This is a genomic window from Streptomyces abyssomicinicus (assembly GCF_008974245.1).
In the GTDB taxonomy this organism is placed as follows: domain Bacteria; phylum Actinomycetota; class Actinomycetes; order Streptomycetales; family Streptomycetaceae; genus Streptomyces; species Streptomyces abyssomicinicus.
In genome coordinates, this window is the sequence record NZ_BBZI01000006.1 from 1,012,995 (window position 1) to 1,031,640 (window position 18,646).

An 18,646-nucleotide genomic window follows, 5' to 3' on the forward strand; every position below is an offset into this window, starting at 1 on the left:
AGACGGTAGCCGAACGAAGGTCTTTCACCCGCCGGGGAGAAGGACCGGACGCGGGGTGGACGCCGCGCGTCGACGGGCGGGCGGGACGAATCGCTCTTACGTTGGCAAGGTGAGCCAGCACAGTCGTCATACCGCAAACAGCCCGAAGCACGGCAGGTCCGGCCGTTCCACCGATGGGGTGCGGCGGATGCGGCAGGCCCGCTGGGCCGCGGCGGCGGTCGTCGCCGCCGGCTCGGCCGTCCTGGCGTACAACCTCTGGCCGGACGACGGAAGTGGCGGATCGTCCGGCAGCCGCACCCCCGCCGGCACCCGCGCCGCCCCCACCTCGCCCCAGCCCGCCTCCACACCTCCGCGGACGATCCCGGCCGTCCGCGAGTACACCCCGGAGTCCGGCCCCGGCTGGAAGCCGGCGGACGGCGCCCGCGTGGTGGTCAACGACGACGCCCTCGCCGACGAGGGCCGTCTGGTCGCCGGGGAGCTGGGCCTGACCTACGCCGGGGAGAAGGGCGCGAAGGACGTGCGGGACGGCGACCTGCGCCTGGAGACCGGCGGGGACCAGGGCGCGAACCCGGAGTCGTACCGGCTGACCGTCCGCGACGGCCGCGCGGTGATCAGCGGGCCTTCCGAGGCCGGCGTCTTCTACGGCACCCGCACCCTGAAGCAGACGGTGGCCCAGGGCGGCACCGCTCCGGAGGGCGTGATCCAGGACGAGCCGGCCAAGGCCAAGCGCGGCCTGATGCTCGACATCGCCCGGAAGTTCTACTCGGCCGACTGGATCGAGACCCGGATCCGTGAGATCGCCGACCTCAAGTACAACGAGTTCGGCCTGCACTTCTCCGACGACCAGGGCTTCCGCGTCGAGTCGGCCGAACACCCCGAGATCGTCTCCGACCCGCACCTCACCAAGGCGGAGGTCCGGCGGATCGTCGACCTCGCCCGCAGCCTGCACGTGCGGATCGTCCCGGAGATCGACTCCCCCGGGCACCTGGGCGCGGTGCTGAGGTCCCATCCGGACCTCCAGCTGTACAACGCGAACGGCCGGCCCACCGCGGGCGCGATCGACATCTCCAAGCCGGCCGCCGGGCAGCTCGTCGACGAGCTGATCGAGGAGTACTCCGAGGTCTTCCCCGGCAGCGAATGGCACCTGGGCTCCGACGAGTACCTGGCGCTGATGGTCAGCGACCCGGAGGCGTCCTACCCGGGTCTGGCGGCCGCGGCCCGCGAGAAGTACGGCCCGGACGGCACCGTCGAGGACCTCACCACCGGATGGCTCAACGACCGGGCCGCCACCGTGAAGAGGCTGGACCGCACCCCGCGCGCCTGGAACGACGGCTTCTTCGACGGGGGCGCGGTGGAGCCCTCGGAGGACATCCAGGTCGCCTACTGGACCGGCAAGGAGATCGGCGCCAGGGAGCCCGCCGAGTTCCTGGAGGCCGGGCGTGAGCTGATCAACTACAACGACGAGTACCTCTACTACGTGCTCGGCGAGCCGCAGACCTTCGTCTACCCGACCGGGCAGCGGATCTACGAGGAGTGGACCCCGCTGGTGGTGCGCGGTTCCACGCCGGTGCCCGAGCGGTACGACGCCCAGATCCTCGGCGGATCGCTGGCCGTCTGGGGCGACCGGCCCGACGCCCAGACCCAGGAACAGGTCGCGGCCGGGCTGCGGATGCCGCTGCGGGCCACGACGCAGAAGCTCTGGGACCCACGCGAACCGGCGCTGAGCTGGACGGACTTCCAGCAGCTCGCGGAGCGGCTCGGCTGAACGGCCTCCCGGGCGGAGCGGCTTCCCCCGGGTTCGTTCTCCCTGGACGACGGACGATCGTCGGACGTATGTTCGGCCCTTGGGTGCGGGCGGGTGGCGCGGTACGCGGCCCGCCCGCACCGTGCTGTGCCGAACCCGCCGTACCGACATCCTCACCGGGAGACCCACCGTGCTCTGCCTCAACTGCCGCCACCACGAGGCGCGTCCGCAGGGGGTGCACTGCGATTCCTGCGCCGCCGGGCTGCGCCCCGCCGCCACGGCCGGCGGCCCCGGGGCCTGGCTGCGCCCGCCGCTGACCCTGGCCCGCTGGACGGCCGGGCTGCTGGGGCTGGTGGTCGTGAGCGACCTGGTCGCGCTGTGGGCGGACTTCGGGCTGTACGACCTGGTCCGCGAGCGCACGGCCGCCGGGGACGACATGATCGACGTCTACACCACGCGCGACGCGCACCTGCTCGTCGCGGGGGCGGCCCTGCTGCAGACCGTCGCCCTGGTCGCCTGCGCCGCCGTGTTCCTCGTCTGGTTCCACCGGGTCCGGGTCAACGCCGAGGTCTTCTCCCCGGAGGGCCACGAGATGCGGCGGGGCTGGACGGTGTGGGGCTGGTTCGTCCCGGTGGTGAACCTCTGGTTCCCGCGCCGGATCGCCGGCGACGTCTGGCGGGCGTCGGTCAGGCCCGGGCACGGCGAGGCGCTGCTCAACCTCTGGTGGGCGATGTGGCTTGGCTCCTGGGCCCTGGGCCGCCTCGCGAGCACCTCGTACGACGGCGCCTTCGATCCCGACGCCACCGATGTGACCACCGCCGCCCAGGCCGCCGGCCTGGCGATGGGCGCGGACGCCTTCGACGCCGTGGCCGCCGTCGTCGCGGCGTGGTTCGTGCTGCGGCTCTCCACGCTCCAGCACCGCGAGGCCGTCGAACGGGCGGCCGCCGCGCCGGCGCCCGCCGCGCATCCGGCTCCGCATACGGTGACGCCCCACCATGCCTGAGGGCCGCCCGGCAGGTGCCGGTCGCCGCGGGGAAACGGGCGGCGGCCGGGGCCGCCACCCCCCACAGGAGAGGCCCCGGCCGTCGCAGCCGACGGGCCGTCTCCGGCCCGCAATCGTTTCAGCGTCGGCGCCCGCGGTTTTGTCACACCAACCACACAAAAATCTCCGCGACCTCCACGGGCTCATGGACGTGGACTCGTCGGCGCCGTAACGTGCCTGTCGCGACGGAGACGAATCCGGGCCGCGGGCGCGGCGCCGGTCTGGGCGCGAGAAAGGCACGCGTGGGGTGGGGGACGACGCGGAGCTGACCGCCGCGGTGCACGCGGCACAGGACGGGAACGAGACCGCGTTCCGGACTGTGTACCGCACGGTGCATCCACGGCTGTTCGGTTATGTACGCACACTGGTGGGCGATCCGGATGCCGAGGACGTCACCTCGGAGGCGTGGCTGCAGATCGCCCGCGACCTCCACCGGTTCAGCGGGGACGCGGACCGGTTCCGGGGGTGGGCGGCGCGCATCGCGCGCAACCGGGCGCTCGACCACATACGGATGCGGGGCCGCCGTCCGGCGACCGCGGGCGACGAGACGGAGCTCGCCGACCGGCCGGCCACCGCGGACACGGCGGCGGAGGCGATCGACGCCCTCGCCACCGACCGGGCGTTCGCGCTGATCTCCCGTCTGCCGGCCGACCAGGCCGAGGCCGTGGTGCTGCGCGTGGTCATGGGTCTGGACGCCAGGTCGGCCGCCGCGACACTCGGCAAACGGCCGGGCGCGGTGCGGCAGGCCGCCCACCGCGGGCTGAAGCGGCTCGCCGAACTGCTGGCCGAGCCGGGGCCGGAGCCGGAGCCGCGGTCGGGCCGCGACGCCGGGACGGGACCGGAGCCGGACCCGGTGGGGGTCGCCTCGGCGGAGGCCGTCGCCGAACGCACCGGCCTGCTCGGGCTGGTGCCGACGCCCAGGTGGCCGCGCCAGCGGCTGGTGGCGTCCGCCGGAGTGACGTACGCGCCGACGCGGACGCAGAAGGACATGTGATGCCCGACGAGCACGACAGGTGGCTGGACCGCGCGACGGCCGAACGTCTGCTGCGCGGTGAGCGCCTGGGCGCGCGGGACCCGGCGCCGGCCCGGGACCTCGCGCGGATGCTGGAGCGGCTCTCGGCGGAGCCGGCGGACGACGCGTCCACGGAGGGCGCATCCACCGGCAGCGCGTTCACGGACGGTGCGTCCACCGGCAGCGCGTTCACGGAGGGTGCGTTCACAGACGGTGCCTCCACCGAGGGCGCGTTCACAGACGGTGCGTCCACGGACGGGATGTCCGCGGGCGGTCCGTGCACGGGCAGTTCGTTCACGGGCGGCGTGTCCGAGGGCAACGCGTTCGCGGGCGGCACGCTCGCAGGAGGCGCATCAGCGGGCGGCACACTCGCGGGCGGCCCGTTCACGGGCGGGGTGACCGTCGGTGGTGTGCTCGCGGGTGAGGACGCCGCGGTGGCCGCCTTCCGCGCGGCGCGTGCGGCGTCCGCGGCGGACGTGCCGGGCGCGGCGCGGCCGGTGCGCGGCCGGGCCGGACGCGGGAGCGCCCGGCACCGGTACGTGCTGGCCGCGGTGCTGGTGGCCGGTGTGGTCGGAGGCGGCGCGGCGATCGGCGGCGGGCTGCACGGCCTCGGCTCCCCGGACCGGGCGCCGGCCGGCTCGGCCGCCACGGCGCTGCCGCTGCCGGACGGAACGTCCACGCCGGTGCCGCTGGGCTCGGATGCCCCTTCCCACGCCCTGCCGGACGGCCTCGGCCCGGACGACGGCGCGACGCTGCGTCCGTCGCCCGGGAAGGGTGCGTCGGGCGGGGACACGGCCGGACCGGACCGCCAGGGCTCCGGCTCCTCCGGCACGGAGGACGCGGACCGGCGGGAGCGGAACCGCGACGGAGCGGCCTCGGGCGGCGAACCCTTCTCCGGAGCGCACGGCGAGGACCACGGGCGCGACGCGCGGGATTCGCTGAGGAGCGCCTGCCGCGACTTCCTCGCCGGGAGGCCGCTGACGGCGGAGCAACGGCGGAAGCTGGAGGCGGCGGCCGGGGACGCCGGGGTGTCCGCGTACTGCGCCCGCCTCACGGACGACGACGACCCGCCGAGCGGCGGCCGGCTGAAGAACGACGAGGAGCGGGACGGGGACGACGGGGGCAAGGGCACCGGCAACGGCAAGGACCGGGGCAGGGACAAGGACAAGGACAAGGACAAGGGGGGCGACCGGGGGAACGGCAGGGGCGACGGCCGGCGGACGTCCGCCGGTTCCGGCTCCGGCGGCCCCGCCCGCACGGCCGCGCACGCCCCCGGCTCCCGGGACGGCTCCCGCTCCGCCGAAGCATCCCGCACGGCCTCCGGCGGCCACGGCGACGGCGGCACCGCCCGCCGCGGTCACTCCTCCTCCCGCCGCTGACCCCCGGCAGGCCCCGGTGCCGGGCCGCACCCGTCAGGGACCGGTCGTGCCCTCGATCAGTTCGTGGTGGGCCGGCTGGAGCCCCTCCGGCAGGTCCTGCGGGTCGCACCACCTCGCCTCGAGGATCTCGAAGTCGTCGATGACCAGTTCCCCGCCGACCAGTTCCGCCTCGTAGGCGACCTCCAGCCGCAGCCGGAATCCGCTGCGCAGCCGGACCAGACGGCCCGGCCGGACGTCGAGGCCCGTCTCCTCCTTGACCTCGCGGACCACCGTCTGCCCGAACTCCTCGCCCCGCTTGGCGAACCCGGTCGGCAGCCCCCACGGCAGGTCGGGGTTCCACAGCCGGTGCCGGAGCAGCAGCACCCGCCCTCGGTCGTCCCGGACCACGCCCGTCACGCCCACCATGTAGGTCGCGTTGGCCAGCCAGAGGATCCGCCACTGCCACGAGCCGCGGATCCGCCTCCAGACGGTGGCGATGAGCCGCTTGGGAGTCGTCACTCCCCCAGCGTAGGCGCGCGCACGGCGCCGCGACCCCCCGCGTCCGGCCTCGCGTCGGCGGGCGCCTCCAGCTTGAACATGTTCAAAAAGAGGTCTACCTTCATCCCCGTCAGCGTTTTTGAACGCGTTCAAGGAAGGTGGGGGCATGGACCTCACGGTGATCACGTACGTCGTCTACCTGGTCGTCAGCATCGGGCTCACGGTCTGGGTGGCGCGCACCCTCAGCAGCAACGGGCGGATCTTCCTCGCCGACGTGATGAAGGGCGACGAGAAGCTGGCCGGGGCCGTCAACCACCTGCTGGTGGTGGGCTTCTACCTGGTGAACTTCGGCTTCGTGGCCCTCTACCTCAACCGGGACGAGACCGTCGGCAGCGCCCGCGGCGTCTTCGAGGCGCTCTCCACCAAGCTCGGTGTGGTGCTCCTGGTCCTCGGCGTGCTGCACCTGGGCAACGTCTGGGTGCTCAGCAGGATCCGCCGGCGTGGCCGGATGGAGCAGGAGCAGGTGCCGCCGGTGGACCCGCAGGCCTGGGCCCCGCCCGTCGCGCCGGCCGGGGCGTGAACGCGTCCCGACGGGTGCCGGTCACCGGGCTGACGGTGCTCCACGACGCCGACTGCCCGCTCTGCCGGCACCTGAGCGACTGGCTGCGGCGGCAGCCCCGCCTGGTCCGGCTGGACCTGGTGCCGGCCGCCTCCGAGGAGGCCCGGCGCCGCTTCCCCGGCGTCGACCACGCGGCGACCCTGGACGAGATCACGGTGGTCGGGGACGCCGGCCAGGTCTACACGGGCCCGGCCGCCTGGATCGTCTGCCTGTGGGCGCTGCGCGAGTACCGCCCGCTCGCCCACCGGCTGAGCACTCCGGCCGGTGCCCGGGTGGCGCGTGCCGCGGTGCTCGCGGCCTCCAAGTGGCGGGCCCACCTGAGGAGCGGGACGGCGGCGCAGGTGCCGGGCCGCTGGGGCGGCGGGGTGTACCGGCGGGAGGACGGCTGGGTCTACCACCCCGACCTCGGATGGGCCCTCGACGCCCCCGGCTGCCCCGACGGGGCGTGCCCCGCGGGCTGAGGGCACTGGTTAGGCTCGGGGGCGTGCCCGAACCGAAGGAACCCCGAGCCCCCAGGCCCAAGAGCGAGCAGACCCGCACGCTGATCCTGGAGACGGCGATGCGCCTCTTCCAAGAGCGGGGCTACGACCGCACCACCATGCGGGCCGTCGCCCAGGAGGCCGGGGTCTCGGTGGGCAACGCCTACTACTACTTCTCCGGCAAGGAACACCTGATCCAGGGCTTCTACGACCGGATCGGCGCCGAGCACCGGGTGGCGGTCCGGTCGGTCCTGGACCGGGAGACCGACCTTCAGGCCCGGCTGGCCGGCGTGCTCAGGGCCTGGCTGGACGTGGCCGAGCCGTACCACGAGTTCGCCGCGCAGTTCTTCAAGAACGCCGCCGACCCGGACTCCCCGCTGAGCCCCTTCTCCCCCGACTCCAGGGCCCCCCGCGAGGAGTCCATCGGGATCTTCCGCGAGGTGCTGGCCGGTTCCAAGGCCAAGGTGCCGGCCGAGCTGAAGGACACCCTGCCGGAGCTGATGTGGCTCTCCCTGATGGGGCTGGTCGTGTACTGGGTCTTCGACCGCACCCCGGGCCGTGAGCGCAGTTACCGCCTCGCCGAACGGGGCGCCCGGCTGACCACCCTCGGTGTCTCCCTGGCCCGCTTCCGGGTGCTGCGGCCCCTGGTCCGCGAGGTCCACGAGCTGTTCACGGACTTCCTGCCTGGCATGGCCGACGCGAAGACCGGCACCGCGGCCGCCACGGAGGAGCCCGGGGAGCCCGGGGAGCCCGGCGAGTCCGGCGAGCCCGGTAGGGCCGGGGGTCCCGGGAAGTCCGGCGAGCCCGGCCCGCGGACGCCCGGCCGATCCGACCGATCCGGCTGAGCGGCCCGGCGGCGGGCGGCGCGGCCCGGGGCGGGCGGCGCGGCCCGGGGCGGGCGGCGCGGCCCGGGGCGGGCGGCGCGGCCCGGGGCGGGCGGCGCGGCGCGGCGCGGGCGGCGCGGCCCGGGGCGGGCGGCGCGGCGCGGCGCGGCGTCGGGTACGGGCAGGCGGCGCGCCCCGGGGGCGCGCCCGTGCGGCTAGAGCCAGCCCAGGCGCCAGAGGCGGAAGACCCCGGTGCCGTCGTTGAGGAACTGGCCGCCGCGGACGTCCTTGCTGGTGACCGTGTACTCCTTGCGCTGCCAGAGCGGGATCACCGGGACCTTCTCGGCGGTCAGGTTCTGCAGCTCCTCGAAGGTCCGCACCGCCCGCGTCCGGTCGCCGAAGGACTGGCTCTGCCGGATCAGTTCGTCGATCCGCTTGTCGCTGAAGCCGTTCTTCATGCCGTTGCCGCTGCCGATCAGCGCCGCGGAGAAGTTGTCCGGGTCCGGGTAGTCCGCGATCCAGCCGAGCGTGTAGGCGTCGAACTCGCCCTTGACGTAGTCCTTCTGGAAGGCGGACCACTCGCGGCCCTCCAGCTTGACCAGGAAGACGCCGTCCTCCTCCAGCTGTTCCTTGAGCTCGTAGGCCTCCTTCTCCCGCGCGCCGACCCTGGGGAAGCCGAGGGAGATCGGGACCGGCGTCTGGACCCCGGCCCGCCGCAGCAGCTCGCGGGCCTGGCCCGGGTCACGCTCCGGGAAGGCGTCGAAGAAGGACGTGTTGTGGCCGGTGAAGCCCGCCGGGATCAGCGAGTAGAGCGGCTCGACGGTGCCCTCCAGCACCTTGGCGGCGATCTTCTCGCGGTCGATCATCCAGGCCAGCGCCTTGCGCACCGAGGGGTCGGCGAGCGGGGCGCCGGTACGGACGTTGAGGACCAGGTTGTTGGTGGAGGACCCGTCGCTCTCGGAGACCCGGTGGTCCGGGTCGGCGGGCGACATCCCGGCGAGCGTCTCGGGCGGCAGCTCCCGGGAGGCGACGTCGATGGAGCGGGCCTTCCACGCCTCGTCCAGCGCCGCCGCGTCGGTGAAGTACCGCAGGGTGACGGGCGTGGCCTTGTCGTCCACGGCCCCCCGGTAGTCCGGGTTGGGCTCGAGGACGGTCTCCTTGCCCTCCTTGTACGAGACCAGCCGGTACCGGCCGGTGCCGTCCACGCCGGTGCCTCCGCGCAGCTCCTCCGCCGGGTACACCTCGCTGTCCACGATCGCTCCGGCGCCGGTGGCGAGCTTGAACGGGAAGGTGGCGTCCGGGCTGGAGAGCTTGAACGTGACCTCCTTGCCGTCCGCCTTGACCGAGTCCAGGGTGGAGAAGAGCGAGGCGGGCCCCACCTCGGAGTTGATCTTCAGCACCCGCTCGAAAGAGAACTTCACGTCCTCGGCGGTCATTTCGCGGCCGCTGGGGAACCTCAGCCCGTCGCGCAGCCGGCAGACGTAGACCTTCGCGTCGTCCCCACTGAAGCCGCACTCCTCGGCGGCGTCCGGCACCGGCTCGGTGCTGCCCGGCTGATAGGTCGTCAACGTCTGGAAGACGTTGGAGAACACCCCCCAGGATCCGGCGTCGTAGGCGCCGGCCGGGTCCAGCGAGGTCACCACGTCGCTGGTGCCGACCACGATGGGCTTGGCGTCCGCCTCGGCGTCGGGCATCAACTGCCACGCACCGACGCCGACGACGACGAGGACAAGCAAGGTCGCGAGAATTCGCACCCGAACCGAGCGCACAGGTCCCTCCCCAGGGCCCGACACAGCAAAATTTCGCCGATATTCGTCAGACCTTCACATCGGCGGCCACACTGAACCACAGGTGTGACGCGTGGGGAAGGAGTTCGCCAGAACCCGAAATTTCGGGGCTGTCAGGCCCGCAGGGACGCCAGTTCCACCACGGTGATGTCCGAGGGAGCCCCGACCCTGGTGGGAGGCCCCCAGGCGCCGGCGCCACGGCTGACGAACAGCTGGGTGTCGCCGTACTTCTCCAGCCCGGCCACCGTGGGGTTGGCCAGCCCGGCGAGGTAGGGGCCCGGCCAGAGCTGACCGCCGTGGGTGTGGCCGGAGAGCTGGAGGTCGACGCCGTGCCGCACGGCCTCGTCGATGGTGACGGGCTGGTGGGACAGGAGCACGACCGCGCGGGAGGTGTCGCGGTCGCCCAGCGCCCGTGCGAAGTCGGGGCCCTGGCCGTGGTCCTCGCCCGCGATGTCGTTGACGCCGGCCAGGTCGAAGTGGGCAAGCTCGGTGCGGACGTTCTCCAGCGGGAGCAGGCCCAGGTCGCGGACCTCGTCCACCCACTCCTCGGCGCCGGAGAAGTACTCGTGGTTGCCGGTGACGAAGTACGCGCCGTGCCGGGCGCGCAGTCCGGCGAGCGGGGCGGCGGCCGGGCCCAGGTCGCGGACGGAGCCGTCGACCAGGTCGCCGACGACGGCGATCAGGTCCGGCTGGGTCGAGTTGACGGTGTCCACCACACGCTGCGCGAAGGAGCGTCCCAGCACCGGGCTGAGGTGGACGTCGCTGACCACGGCTATCCGGAACCCGTGCGCGGCGCGCGGCAGCCGGGCCAGCGGGACGGTGACCCGCTTGACGGTCGGGCCGTTCAGCACGCCGTAGGTGCCGGCGCCGACGGTGCCGAGACCGGCCACCGCGGCCGCCGCGCCGACGGAACGGGCGACGAACAGGCGGCGGGACAGGCCTTCCGGGAGCGTGGTGGCCTTCTCCTCCGGCTTCGCGCCGGCCTTCTCCGCGGAGCCCTCCGGGGAGTTGGCGTCGGCGTTCCCCGCGGGCTTCTCCTCGTCCGGCCGCACGGCCACCGAACCGGCCGGGTCGCCGGCGTCGGAGCGGGTGCCGTCGGCCGTGGCCGCAACCGCGGTGCGGCCCGGGACCGAGGCGGCGGAGGAGGCGGCGGGTGCGTGCGCGGCGTCGGCCGCCCCGAGCCCGGCCTCCGCCGCGTGGCGGGCGTCCCGGCGGGCCAGGGCGCGGCGCAGCAGCGGACGCAGCGGCTCGGTGACGATCAGGGCCATCGGGACGTAGATCATCACCGCCATCCAGAGGAAGCCGGGCCAGGCGACGACACGGCGCAGCGAGAACGGCAGGGTCTCCCCGCGGCTGGTCATGGCGCCGAACAGCAGCACCACGCCCAGCAGGAAGACCGCGGTGCCCAGCCGCCGGGCCAGGCTCTTCGGGACGGTGGTGTCCCGCACCAGACGCCGCCACATGTACCAGTGCAGGGCCGCGAGCGCGGCCACCGCGAGCAGTGCGACAAGTACGAATAGGAAGCCCACGTCCGGTAAGTCCCCTGTCCCTGTGTGTGGTTGGGCGCCGACGGCGGCGCCGACGACTATGAGTTGCGCCGCAATGCGCGAACTCCGCGCAACCCGATGACCCCCACGACCGTCCCCAGTACGAAGGAGACCACCGCGAGCAGCAGGTGGACCCAGAAGTACCCGGTCGGGTCCCCCGCGTCGTCGAACGCGAGACCGCTGCCGTCCTTGTAGAGGTTTTTGACGAAAGTGACCCAGATGACCCAGCTCCACACCCCGAAGGCGAGAAGGAACCAGGAGACGGGTCGGCTGAGCTTCATACGGCCAGTATCGCCGCCGGACCGCGCGGCCGGTGGCCGGGGTGGCGGTCCGGCGGCCGAGTGCGACGCGAATCACGGCGGGGGGCGGGAGGAACACGGGGGTACGCCCGCACCGTCCTTGGCATGTACGTTCTCGTCCGTGCCCGCTCAGAAGAAGACCGCCAAGCGACCCGTCCTGATCGCTTCCGCCGCACTGTTCTCGTTGGCCCTCGGCCTGGTCGTGCCGCTCTCCGCGGGCGACGCGCAGGCGCAGCCCGCGCGTCCGGGCCCGAAGTCGCCCGGCAGCCGCCTCTCGGGCTCCACGTCGGCCGGGTCGACCTCCGCCGGCGGGGCCACGTCCTCCCCGTCGACGTCCACGGGCGACCGTTCGTCCGCCGACGACGCGTCCCCGGCCGCCTCGGGGGTGGCGAAGGACGCTCCGCCCGCGGGGTCCCGGTCCACGGTGGGCGGCGCGCGGCTGGCCGCTCCCGGGACCCAGGTCGCACCGAACGCGGGCGCGCCCGCGCTGCCGGACGACCTCTCGGCCAAGTCGTGGATCGTCGCCGACGCCGAGAGCGGCGAGGTGCTCGCCGCGCACAACGCGCACCAGGAGCTGGCTCCGGCGAGCACCCTGAAGATGCTCTTCGCCGACACCCTGCTGGGGCACTGGCCCGCCACCGACACGCACAAGGTGACGGACGAGGAGCTCTCCAAGGTCGGCTCCGGCTCCAGCATGGTGGGCGTCAAGCCGAACGAGACGTACACGGTCCGCGACCTGTGGCTCGGCGTCTTCCTGCAGTCGGGCAACGACGCGGTCCACGTGCTGTCCTCGATGAACGGCGGCCTCGACAGGACGGTCGCCGACATGAACGCCCACGCCGCGGAGCTCCAGGCGCTGGACACGCACGTGGTCAGCCCGGACGGTTACGACGCGAAGGGGCAGGTCTCCTCCGCCTACGACCTCACGCTGATAGCCCGTTCGGGGCTGCAGAAGAAGGACTTCCGCGAGTACGCGTCGACGGTCCGGGCGCAGTTCCCGGGCGAGACCAAGAAGGGCAAGGACGGGAAGAAGACCCGCGGGAACTTCGAGATCCAGAACACCAACCGGCTGCTCACCGGCAACGGGATCGACCAGTACCGCGGCATCGCGGGGGTCAAGAACGGCAACACCACCAACGCCGGGGCGACCTTCACGGGCGTGGCGGAGCGGGACGGCAAGGTGCTGCTGGTCACCGTCATGAACCCGCAGAAGAAGGAGCTCAACCGGGTCTACAAGGAGACGGCGGAGCTGCTGGACTGGGGCTTCGCGGCGGCCGGCAAGGTGACGCCGGTGGGTGAACTGGTGCCGCCCGCGTCCGCGGCGTCCGCCGCGCCGTCGGCCGCGCCGTCGGCGTCGTCGGCGGCGATGTCCCCGGCGGGCGGCCGGGCGGAGAACGTGGCGGCGTCCGAGGAGGCGAAGGAGACGGGACCGGTGTGGATCCCGTTCGCCATCGTCGGGGGCGTGCTGGTGCTCCTCGCGGGCGGGGCCTTCCTCGTCCACCGCCGCTGGCCCCTCCCGGGCACGGCGGCGCGGAGCGGTTCCCGCTCCGGCGCGAAGGGCGCGGCGGAGGGCGCGGACGCCGGTGCCGCCGACGCCGGCGTGACGGAGGCGAAGGCCGGGGACTCCTCCGGCACCGAGGCCGCCGCGTCCGACGGCGCCACCGCGAAGCCCGCGGGTGCCGAGGCCGACGCGAAGCCCGCCGACGCGGAAGGGGCGACGTCCGAGGAGGCCGGGGACCCGGCGGGTGACAAGCCTGCCGAGGCCGCCGAGGCCGCGATGCCCCAGCAGGCCTCCGGGCCCCGCGCGGCGGAGAAGGGCGAGGGCCAGCCGGCCTGAGGCGGCGGCCCCGGCCGCCCCCGCGCGGCCGGCGCGGCCCGGTCACCGGCCGCGCGGGGTGCGGCCCGTGGCCCACGCGAGCGGTGGCGCGGCGCCGGGGCCGGAGGTCACGCCGGGGCCGGGGCGGACGGCAGGGCGGCGGCCGGGGAGGCGGGAGCGGAGGACTTGCCCGTCGCCGTCCAGGCGGCGCTGTAGAGCAGCAGCTTGCAGGTGAAGTTGATCCACAGCAGCAAGGCGATCGGCACGCCGAAGGCGCCGTACATGCTCTTCGCGGCGACTCCCTGGATGTAGCCGCTGAGCAGCAGCTTCAGCAGCTCGAAACCGGCCGCGCCGATCAGCGCCGCCTCGACCAGGCGGCGCTTGGAGGGGTGGGCCCCGGGGACCGTCCGCAGCACGTAGAGCAGCAGCAGGAAGTCGGCGAGGACGGCGACGGTGAAGGCCGCGATCCCCAGCAGGACGCCGCCGGCCCCGCCCTCGTCCAGCCCCATCTCCCGTGCCAGCCGCCCCACCATGCCGCTGGCGACCGTGGAGATCACCAGCGTGATCAGCACCGCGCCGCCCAGCCCGAACAGCACGCCCAGGTCCTTGGCCTTGGTGAGGAGGATGTTCTCGTCCGGGTCCGGCATCTCCCAGACGGCGCGCAGGCAGCCCCGCAGGGAGTCGACCCAGCTCAGCCCGGTGAACAGCAGCAGCGCGCCGGCGATCAGCCCGACCGCGCCCGCGTTGGCGACCAGTTTCTCGATGTCCAGCTGGTCGGAGATCCCCGGCACCTGCTCGGCCAGCTTGTGCTGGAGCGTCCGCTGCTGGGTGGTGGAGAGGGTGCCCGCGGCGGCCGCCGCCGCGACCGTGAGCAGCGGGAAGAGCGCGAGGAAGCTGGTGAAGGTCATCGCCGCGGCGAGCCTGGTCCACTTCACCCGGTCCAGCCGCTCGAAGGCGCGCCAGGCGTGCGTCTCCATCAGCCGGGCCGCCCAGGGGCCGACGACGGGAAGGTTCTTCAGCCAGTCCATCCCACGACCCCGTTCCCGTTCCCGACTCTGTTGCCAAAGACGAGAGTTCGGGTACCCCAGAACCGGACCGCCGTGCCCAGCAGCATGCCCACTCCCGCGCCGGCGACCAGATCCGCGCGCCGCGAGGTGAGGCCGAGGCAGTAGTGGCTGACGGCGAGACAGGCCAGCTGCGCGGCGGCTCCGGCGGCGTTGACGGCGGTGAAGACGACTGCCTGCCGCAACCGCTCCCCGGGCCCCGGCGGCGCCGCGGAGGCGGCCCGGCGGTAGGCGCCCAGCGCGTTGCCGGCGTAGGCGACCGCGCAGGCGGCGAGGAAGGCCAGCGCCTTGGCCGGCAGCGGCGGCAGCCCGGCGGGGCCGAGCAGCGCGGTGAACACGGCCAGGTCCACCAGGTAGGCCAGAAGTCCGGCGGCCGCGAATCCGGCGAGTTCCCGGCGGGTGACCGGGGCGGCGGTCACCAGCCGGTCACCGCCAGCCCGTAGAGCACCGCCCACACCAGGCCGACGGCGGCCAGCGGACGGTCCCGCAGCACGACGTCCTCCGGTTCCCCCGCGGTGCCCCGGTCGGCGAAGACGGCGTAGCGCAGGACGCCCAGGATGAAGGCGATCATGGAGAGCTGCCGCCAGGGCAGCAGCCCGGTCTGCGGGACGCCGCCGGTCTCCAGGGCCCACAGGCAGTAGCCGAGGACCGCGCCGCCCGCCGCCAGCTGCCAGACGAACCGCAGGTAGCCGGGCGTGTACTCGGTGAGCAGGGCCCGGGTGGCCCCGCGCTCGCCGGCCATCTCGACGGCCTCGGAGTAGCGCTTGGCGGAGACCATGAAGAGCGCGCCGAAGCCGGTGGTGATCAGGAACCAGCGGGAGAGCGGGATGTCCATGGCGATGCCGCCGGCCATGGCCCGCATCAGGAAGCCGGCGGCGACCACCGCCAGGTCGACCACCAGCACACGCTTGAGCCGCAGGCAGTACGCGAACTGCATCACCACGTAGGCCGCCAGCACCGCCGCGGTCAGCGGCGGACACAGCAGCACGGCCGTGAGCGGGGCCCCCACGGCGAGCGCGCACCCGGCCGCGTAGGCGACCGGCACCGGCACCTGTCCCGCGGCGACCGGCCGGTGGCGTTTGACCGGGTGGGCGCGGTCGGCGTCGACGTCGCGGGCGTCGTTGACCAGGTAGACGGCGGCCGAGCAGGCCGTGAAGAGGACCAGGACCAGCGGCAGCCGGGTCAGCGCGGCCGGGGTGAGGAGCTGGCCCGCGGCCGCCGGGGCGGCCACCACCAGGACGTTCTTCACCCACTGCCGGGGGCGGGCGGTGCGGACCAGCCCGGCGAGCAGCGCGCGGGGCCCGGGGCGGCGGGGCGGCGCGGTGGTCGGACCGCCGGGGCGGCGCGGCCCGACCACCAGGCGGTCCGACTCGTGGCGGTCCGACTCATGGCGGTCCAACTCGTGGCGGTCCGACTCGTGGCGGTCCGACTCGTGCGGGCGGGGCCGTGAGCCCGGGAGCGGGCCCGTGGCGGCGACGCGCTCAGCCATGGCGCCTCCCCCTCGGTCCCCGCGGGCTCCGCAGCCCCAGCCCGGCGGCGGCCGCACCGAGCAGGGCGCCCGCGACCACGTCGGAGGGGTAGTGCACGCCCGCCACCACCCGGGACAGGCACATCGCGGCGGCGGCCGGGACGGCCAGCGTCCCCGCGGCCGGCAGCAGCGCCGCCGCGGCCACCGCCGCCGCCGCGCTGGAGGCGGCGTGCGCGCTGGGGAAGGAGTGCGGGCCGAGGACGGCCACCCGCGCCTCGACGGCGGTGGGGCGCGGGCGGCGCACCAGGTGCTTGACGCCCACGCCGGTCAGGTGGGCCGCGGCGGTGAGCGCGGTCCCGCGCAGCCAGGCGGAGCGCCGGGGCCGGTCCACGGCCGCCGCGGCGAGACCCGCGGCCAGCCAGAGCGCGCCGTGCTCCCCGGCGCGGGAGAGGGCACGGGCCGCGGCCGCGGCGCGGGGGTCGTCGCCGCGCGCGTGCAGGGCGGCCAGCAGCCGGGCGTCGAGCCGCCGGACCGCGCGGACCGTGCGCGAGGCGGGCGGAGGAGGAGCGGGGAGGGGGACACCGTGCATACGGCCCACTGTTCACCGGGGCGCGTCCCGAACCCGGGCAATATGCCGTGAAGCCCTATCAATCACCCGTTCCGGCGAGAAACGCGCCATACCCGGAGTGATCTCCGCATGACGGACGCCCCGCCGCTAGCGTCGCGCCCATGCCGCCCACTCAGCCCCCGTCCCCGGCCCACCCGCCGCCGGCCCCCTCGTCACCGGCCGGGGCGCTCGCCGTCCCGGTCACCGGCTGGGGCCGCACCGCGCCCACCGTCGCCCGTGTGGTCCGCCCCCGCAGCTACGACGAGGCCGTCGCCGCCGTCCGGGACTGCGGGGCCCGCGGCGGCATCCCCCGGGGACTGGGCCGGGCCTACGGCGACGCGGCGCAGAACGCGGGCGGCGCCGTGCTCGACATGACCGGGCTGGACCGGATCCACGCGGTGGACGCCGCCGGGGGCGTGGTGCTGTGCGACGCGGGCGTCTCGCTGCACCGGCTGATGCGGGTGCTGCTGCCGCTCGGCTGGTTCGTGCCGGTCACCCCCGGCACCCGGTACGTCACCGTCGGCGGGGCGATCGGCGCCGACATCCACGGCAAGAACCACCACGTCTGCGGCTCCTTCTCCCGCCATGTGCTGTCGATGGAGCTGCTCACCGCCGACGGCACGATCCGCGCCGTGTCCCCCGGCGACCCGCTCTTCGACGCGACGTGCGGCGGCATGGGCCTCACCGGGGTGGTGCTCACCGCCTCGCTGCGGCTCCAGCCGGTGGAGACGTCCTGGATGACGGTGGACACCGAGCGCGCCCGCGACCTCGACGACCTGATGGCCAGGCTCACCGCCACGGACCACCGCCACCGCTACTCGGTGGCCTGGATCGACCTGCTGGCGCGCGGCGCCGCAACCGGCCGCGCGGTCCTCACCCAGGGCGACCACGCCCCGCCGGACGCCCTCCCCCGCTCCCGGCGCGCCCGCCGCGACCCGCTGGAGTTCCGCCCCTCCCGGCTGCCCGCCGCGCCGTCCTTCCTCCCCGACGGCCTGCTGGGCCGCACCACGGTGGGCGTCTTCAACGAGCTCTGGTACCGCAGGGCGCCCCGGCGCCGCACCGGCGAACCGCAGCGCCTGCACACGTTCTTCCACCCGCTGGACGGCGTGCCGCACTGGAACCGGGTCTACGGCCGGGGCGGCTTCGTGCAGTACCAGTTCGTCGTCGGGTACGGCGCGGAGGAGTCGCTGCGGCGGATCGTGCGCCGGGTCTCCGAGCGGCGCTGCCCGTCCTTCCTCGCGGTGCTCAAACGGTTCGGCGACGGCGACCCGGGCTGGCTGTCGTTCCCCACGGCGGGCTGGACGCTCGCCCTGGACGTCCCGGCCGGGCTGCCCGGCCTCGGCGGCCTCCTCGACGAGCTGGACGAGGAGGTCGCCGCCGCCGGCGGGCGGGTCTACCTCGCCAAGGACTCCCGGCTGCGGCCCGAGCTGCTGCCCGCCATGTACCCGCGGCTGGACGAGTTCCGCGCGCTGCGCGCCGAGCTCGACCCGCGCGGGGTGTTCACCTCCGACCTGTCCCGCCGCCTCGGCCTCTGACCCACACCCCCCACAGCCCTCACCACCCTTAGGAGCTCTCGTGAAGGACGCGTTCGGCGCACCCCAGTCGGTGCTGGTGCTCGGCGGCGCCTCGGAGATCGGGCTGGCGGTCGCCCGCCGCATGCTCGTCCGCCGCGCCCGCACGGTGTGGCTGGCGGGCCGCCCCTCACCCGCCCTGGACGCCGCCGCAGCCTCGCTGCGCGTCCTGCGGCCCGGGGCCGACGTGCGGACCGTGGAGTTCGACGCGCTGGACACCGGCTCGCACGAGGAGGTCCTGGGGAAGGTCTTCGCGGAGGGTGACATCGACCTGGTGCTGCTGGCCTTCGGCGTCCTCGGCGACCAGGCCCGCGACGAGCGGGAACCGGCCGGGGCGGTGCGGGTCGCGCAGACCAACTACACCGGCGCCGTCTCGGCCGGGCTGGTGGCGGCCGCCGCGCTGCGCGGGCAGGGCCACGGCTCGCTGGTGGTGCTCTCCTCGGTGGCCGCCGAGCGCGCCCGGCGCGGCAACTTCATCTACGGCTCCAGCAAGGCCGGCCTGGACGCCTTCGCGCAGGGCCTGGGCGACGCGCTGCACGGCACGGGCGTGCACGTGATGGTGGTGCGGCCCGGCTTCGTCCGGACCCGGATGACGGCCGGACTGCCCGAGGCGCCGCTGGCGACCACGCCGGGCGCGGTCGCGGCGGCCGTGGAGTCCGGGCTGCGCCGCCGGGCGGCCACGGTGTGGGTGCCGGGGACGCTGCGGCCCGCGATGGCGGTGCTGCGCCGCCTGCCGAGGCCGCTCATGCGGCGTCTCCCGCTGTGACCCCGCGCCGCTGCGCCGGTGCGCCGCTGGGACCCGGTGCCGTTGGGCCGCTGGGCCCCTGAGCCGCTGTGCCGCCGCACCACGGAGCCGCCAGGGCTCCCGCGCCGGGCCGGCGGAGGCGCCGCCACGGGGCCGCCCCGCCGCC

The 18,646-nt window shown here is 74.8% G+C and carries 18 protein-coding genes; 10 read left to right on the forward strand and 8 right to left on the reverse strand.

The annotated features are described in order from the left end of the window. The first annotated feature begins 187 nt into the window (after positions 1–187). The 4 genes from GBN72_RS11870 to GBN72_RS34085 all read left to right on the forward strand — a co-directional run bounded on the left by GBN72_RS11870 (position 188) and on the right by GBN72_RS34085 (position 5,177). The gene (locus tag GBN72_RS11870; RefSeq protein WP_151772006.1) at positions 188–1,765 is read left to right on the forward strand and encodes a beta-N-acetylhexosaminidase; all 1,578 of its coding nucleotides are present in this window, start codon (positions 188–190) and stop codon (positions 1,763–1,765) included. Between the two features lie 79 nt (positions 1,766–1,844). After that, positions 1,845–2,747, forward strand: a complete 903-nt coding sequence (locus GBN72_RS11875; protein WP_246212426.1) for a DUF4328 domain-containing protein — start codon at positions 1,845–1,847, stop codon at positions 2,745–2,747. 286 nt (positions 2,748–3,033) lie between these two features. Further along, entirely contained in the window at positions 3,034–3,780 is a 747-nt protein-coding gene (locus GBN72_RS11880; RefSeq protein WP_151771662.1) for an RNA polymerase sigma factor, read from the forward strand. Then, a complete protein-coding gene (locus GBN72_RS34085; RefSeq protein WP_164540570.1) occupies positions 3,780–5,177 on the forward strand; it encodes a hypothetical protein in 1,398 nt (465 codons plus the stop codon). Before GBN72_RS11880 ends, GBN72_RS34085 begins: the two co-directional genes overlap by 1 nt. Before the next feature lie 33 nt (positions 5,178–5,210). Here the strand turns inward: GBN72_RS34085 and GBN72_RS34615 are convergent, their stop codons facing one another. Continuing rightward, on the reverse strand, positions 5,211–5,582 hold the full coding sequence (locus GBN72_RS34615; RefSeq protein WP_151772007.1) for an NUDIX domain-containing protein: 372 nt from the start codon (positions 5,580–5,582) through the stop codon (positions 5,211–5,213). 238 nt (positions 5,583–5,820) lie between these two features. Here GBN72_RS34615 and GBN72_RS35215 point away from each other — a divergent pair, with 238 nt between their 5' ends. The 3 genes from GBN72_RS35215 to GBN72_RS11900 all read left to right on the forward strand — a co-directional run bounded on the left by GBN72_RS35215 (position 5,821) and on the right by GBN72_RS11900 (position 7,597). Continuing rightward, positions 5,821–6,234 (forward strand): hypothetical protein, encoded by a 414-nt coding sequence (locus tag GBN72_RS35215; RefSeq protein WP_246212428.1) that lies wholly within the window; start codon positions 5,821–5,823, stop codon positions 6,232–6,234. Beyond that, positions 6,231–6,734 (forward strand): thiol-disulfide oxidoreductase DCC family protein, encoded by a 504-nt coding sequence (locus GBN72_RS35220; protein WP_246212429.1) that lies wholly within the window; start codon positions 6,231–6,233, stop codon positions 6,732–6,734. Before GBN72_RS35215 ends, GBN72_RS35220 begins: the two co-directional genes overlap by 4 nt. A 98-nt stretch (positions 6,735–6,832) precedes the next feature. Beyond that, positions 6,833–7,597: a TetR family transcriptional regulator gene (locus GBN72_RS11900; protein WP_439959765.1), complete on the forward strand. Its 765-nt coding sequence runs from the start codon at positions 6,833–6,835 to the stop codon at positions 7,595–7,597. Between the two features lie 194 nt (positions 7,598–7,791). Here GBN72_RS11900 and GBN72_RS11910 read toward each other — a convergent pair whose 3' ends face one another. The 3 genes from GBN72_RS11910 to GBN72_RS11920 form a co-directional block, all read right to left on the reverse strand. Then, positions 7,792–9,345 (reverse strand): ABC transporter substrate-binding protein, encoded by a 1,554-nt coding sequence (locus GBN72_RS11910; RefSeq protein ID WP_246212430.1) that lies wholly within the window; start codon positions 9,343–9,345, stop codon positions 7,792–7,794. A gap of 131 nt (positions 9,346–9,476) precedes the next feature. Then, positions 9,477–10,826: a metallophosphoesterase gene (locus GBN72_RS11915; RefSeq protein ID WP_151772009.1), complete on the reverse strand. Its 1,350-nt coding sequence runs from the start codon at positions 10,824–10,826 to the stop codon at positions 9,477–9,479. A 122-nt stretch (positions 10,827–10,948) separates the two neighbouring features. Next, the gene (locus tag GBN72_RS11920; protein WP_151771665.1) at positions 10,949–11,191 is read right to left on the reverse strand and encodes an SCO4848 family membrane protein; all 243 of its coding nucleotides are present in this window, start codon (positions 11,189–11,191) and stop codon (positions 10,949–10,951) included. Positions 11,192–11,330: 139 nt separating this feature from the next. Between GBN72_RS11920 and GBN72_RS11925 the strand changes: the two genes are divergently transcribed. After that, entirely contained in the window at positions 11,331–13,046 is a 1,716-nt protein-coding gene (locus tag GBN72_RS11925; protein ID WP_246212465.1) for a D-alanyl-D-alanine carboxypeptidase family protein, read from the forward strand. Positions 13,047–13,153: 107 nt separating this feature from the next. Here the strand turns inward: GBN72_RS11925 and GBN72_RS11930 are convergent, their stop codons facing one another. The 4 genes from GBN72_RS11930 to GBN72_RS11945 are packed head-to-tail and all read right to left on the reverse strand — an operon-like array spanning position 13,154 to position 16,146. Beyond that, complete coding sequence (locus GBN72_RS11930) at positions 13,154–14,053, reverse strand: YihY/virulence factor BrkB family protein (RefSeq protein ID WP_151771667.1); 900 nt, start codon at positions 14,051–14,053, stop codon at positions 13,154–13,156. After that, a complete protein-coding gene (locus GBN72_RS11935) occupies positions 14,041–14,508 on the reverse strand; it encodes a GtrA family protein (RefSeq protein ID WP_246212432.1) in 468 nt (155 codons plus the stop codon). The genes GBN72_RS11930 and GBN72_RS11935 overlap by 13 nt, the downstream gene beginning before the upstream one ends. After that, positions 14,505–15,578: a decaprenyl-phosphate phosphoribosyltransferase gene (locus tag GBN72_RS11940; protein WP_218042044.1), complete on the reverse strand. Its 1,074-nt coding sequence runs from the start codon at positions 15,576–15,578 to the stop codon at positions 14,505–14,507. Before GBN72_RS11940 ends, GBN72_RS11935 begins: the two co-directional genes overlap by 4 nt. After that, entirely contained in the window at positions 15,571–16,146 is a 576-nt protein-coding gene (locus GBN72_RS11945) for a phosphatase PAP2 family protein (RefSeq protein WP_151771669.1), read from the reverse strand. The genes GBN72_RS11940 and GBN72_RS11945 overlap by 8 nt, the downstream gene beginning before the upstream one ends. A gap of 140 nt (positions 16,147–16,286) precedes the next feature. Between GBN72_RS11945 and dprE1 the strand changes: the two genes are divergently transcribed. Next, on the forward strand, positions 16,287–17,699 hold the full coding sequence (gene dprE1, locus GBN72_RS11950; protein WP_151771670.1) for a decaprenylphosphoryl-beta-D-ribose oxidase: 1,413 nt from the start codon (positions 16,287–16,289) through the stop codon (positions 17,697–17,699). Between the two features lie 40 nt (positions 17,700–17,739). Next, positions 17,740–18,501: a decaprenylphospho-beta-D-erythro-pentofuranosid-2-ulose 2-reductase gene (gene dprE2 / locus GBN72_RS11955; protein ID WP_151771671.1), complete on the forward strand. Its 762-nt coding sequence runs from the start codon at positions 17,740–17,742 to the stop codon at positions 18,499–18,501. Positions 18,502–18,646 lie beyond the last annotated feature (145 nt).

What these genes read in the sequence shown, in the direction of transcription:
- GBN72_RS11940 (WP_218042044.1), bottom strand. Translation starts at nt 15,578, where the DNA reads ATGGCTGAGCGCGTCGCCGCCACGGGCCCGCTCCCGGGCTCACGGCCC.
- GBN72_RS11900 (WP_439959765.1), top strand. Translation starts at nt 6,833, where the DNA reads ATGCGCCTCTTCCAAGAGCGGGGCTACGACCGCACCACCATGCGGGCC.
- GBN72_RS11870 (WP_151772006.1), top strand. Translation starts at nt 188, where the DNA reads ATGCGGCAGGCCCGCTGGGCCGCGGCGGCGGTCGTCGCCGCCGGCTCG.
- GBN72_RS11915 (WP_151772009.1), bottom strand. Translation starts at nt 10,826, where the DNA reads ATGTGGCGGCGTCTGGTGCGGGACACCACCGTCCCGAAGAGCCTGGCC.
- GBN72_RS11930 (WP_151771667.1), bottom strand. Translation starts at nt 14,053, where the DNA reads ATGGACTGGCTGAAGAACCTTCCCGTCGTCGGCCCCTGGGCGGCCCGG.
- GBN72_RS11945 (WP_151771669.1), bottom strand. Translation starts at nt 16,146, where the DNA reads ATGCACGGTGTCCCCCTCCCCGCTCCTCCTCCGCCCGCCTCGCGCACG.
- GBN72_RS11920 (WP_151771665.1), bottom strand. Translation starts at nt 11,191, where the DNA reads ATGAAGCTCAGCCGACCCGTCTCCTGGTTCCTTCTCGCCTTCGGGGTG.
- GBN72_RS34615 (WP_151772007.1), bottom strand. Translation starts at nt 5,582, where the DNA reads ATGGTGGGCGTGACGGGCGTGGTCCGGGACGACCGAGGGCGGGTGCTG.
- GBN72_RS35215 (WP_246212428.1), top strand. Translation starts at nt 5,821, where the DNA reads ATGGACCTCACGGTGATCACGTACGTCGTCTACCTGGTCGTCAGCATC.
- dprE1 (WP_151771670.1), top strand. Translation starts at nt 16,287, where the DNA reads ATGCCGCCCACTCAGCCCCCGTCCCCGGCCCACCCGCCGCCGGCCCCC.
- GBN72_RS34085 (WP_164540570.1), top strand. Translation starts at nt 3,780, where the DNA reads ATGCCCGACGAGCACGACAGGTGGCTGGACCGCGCGACGGCCGAACGT.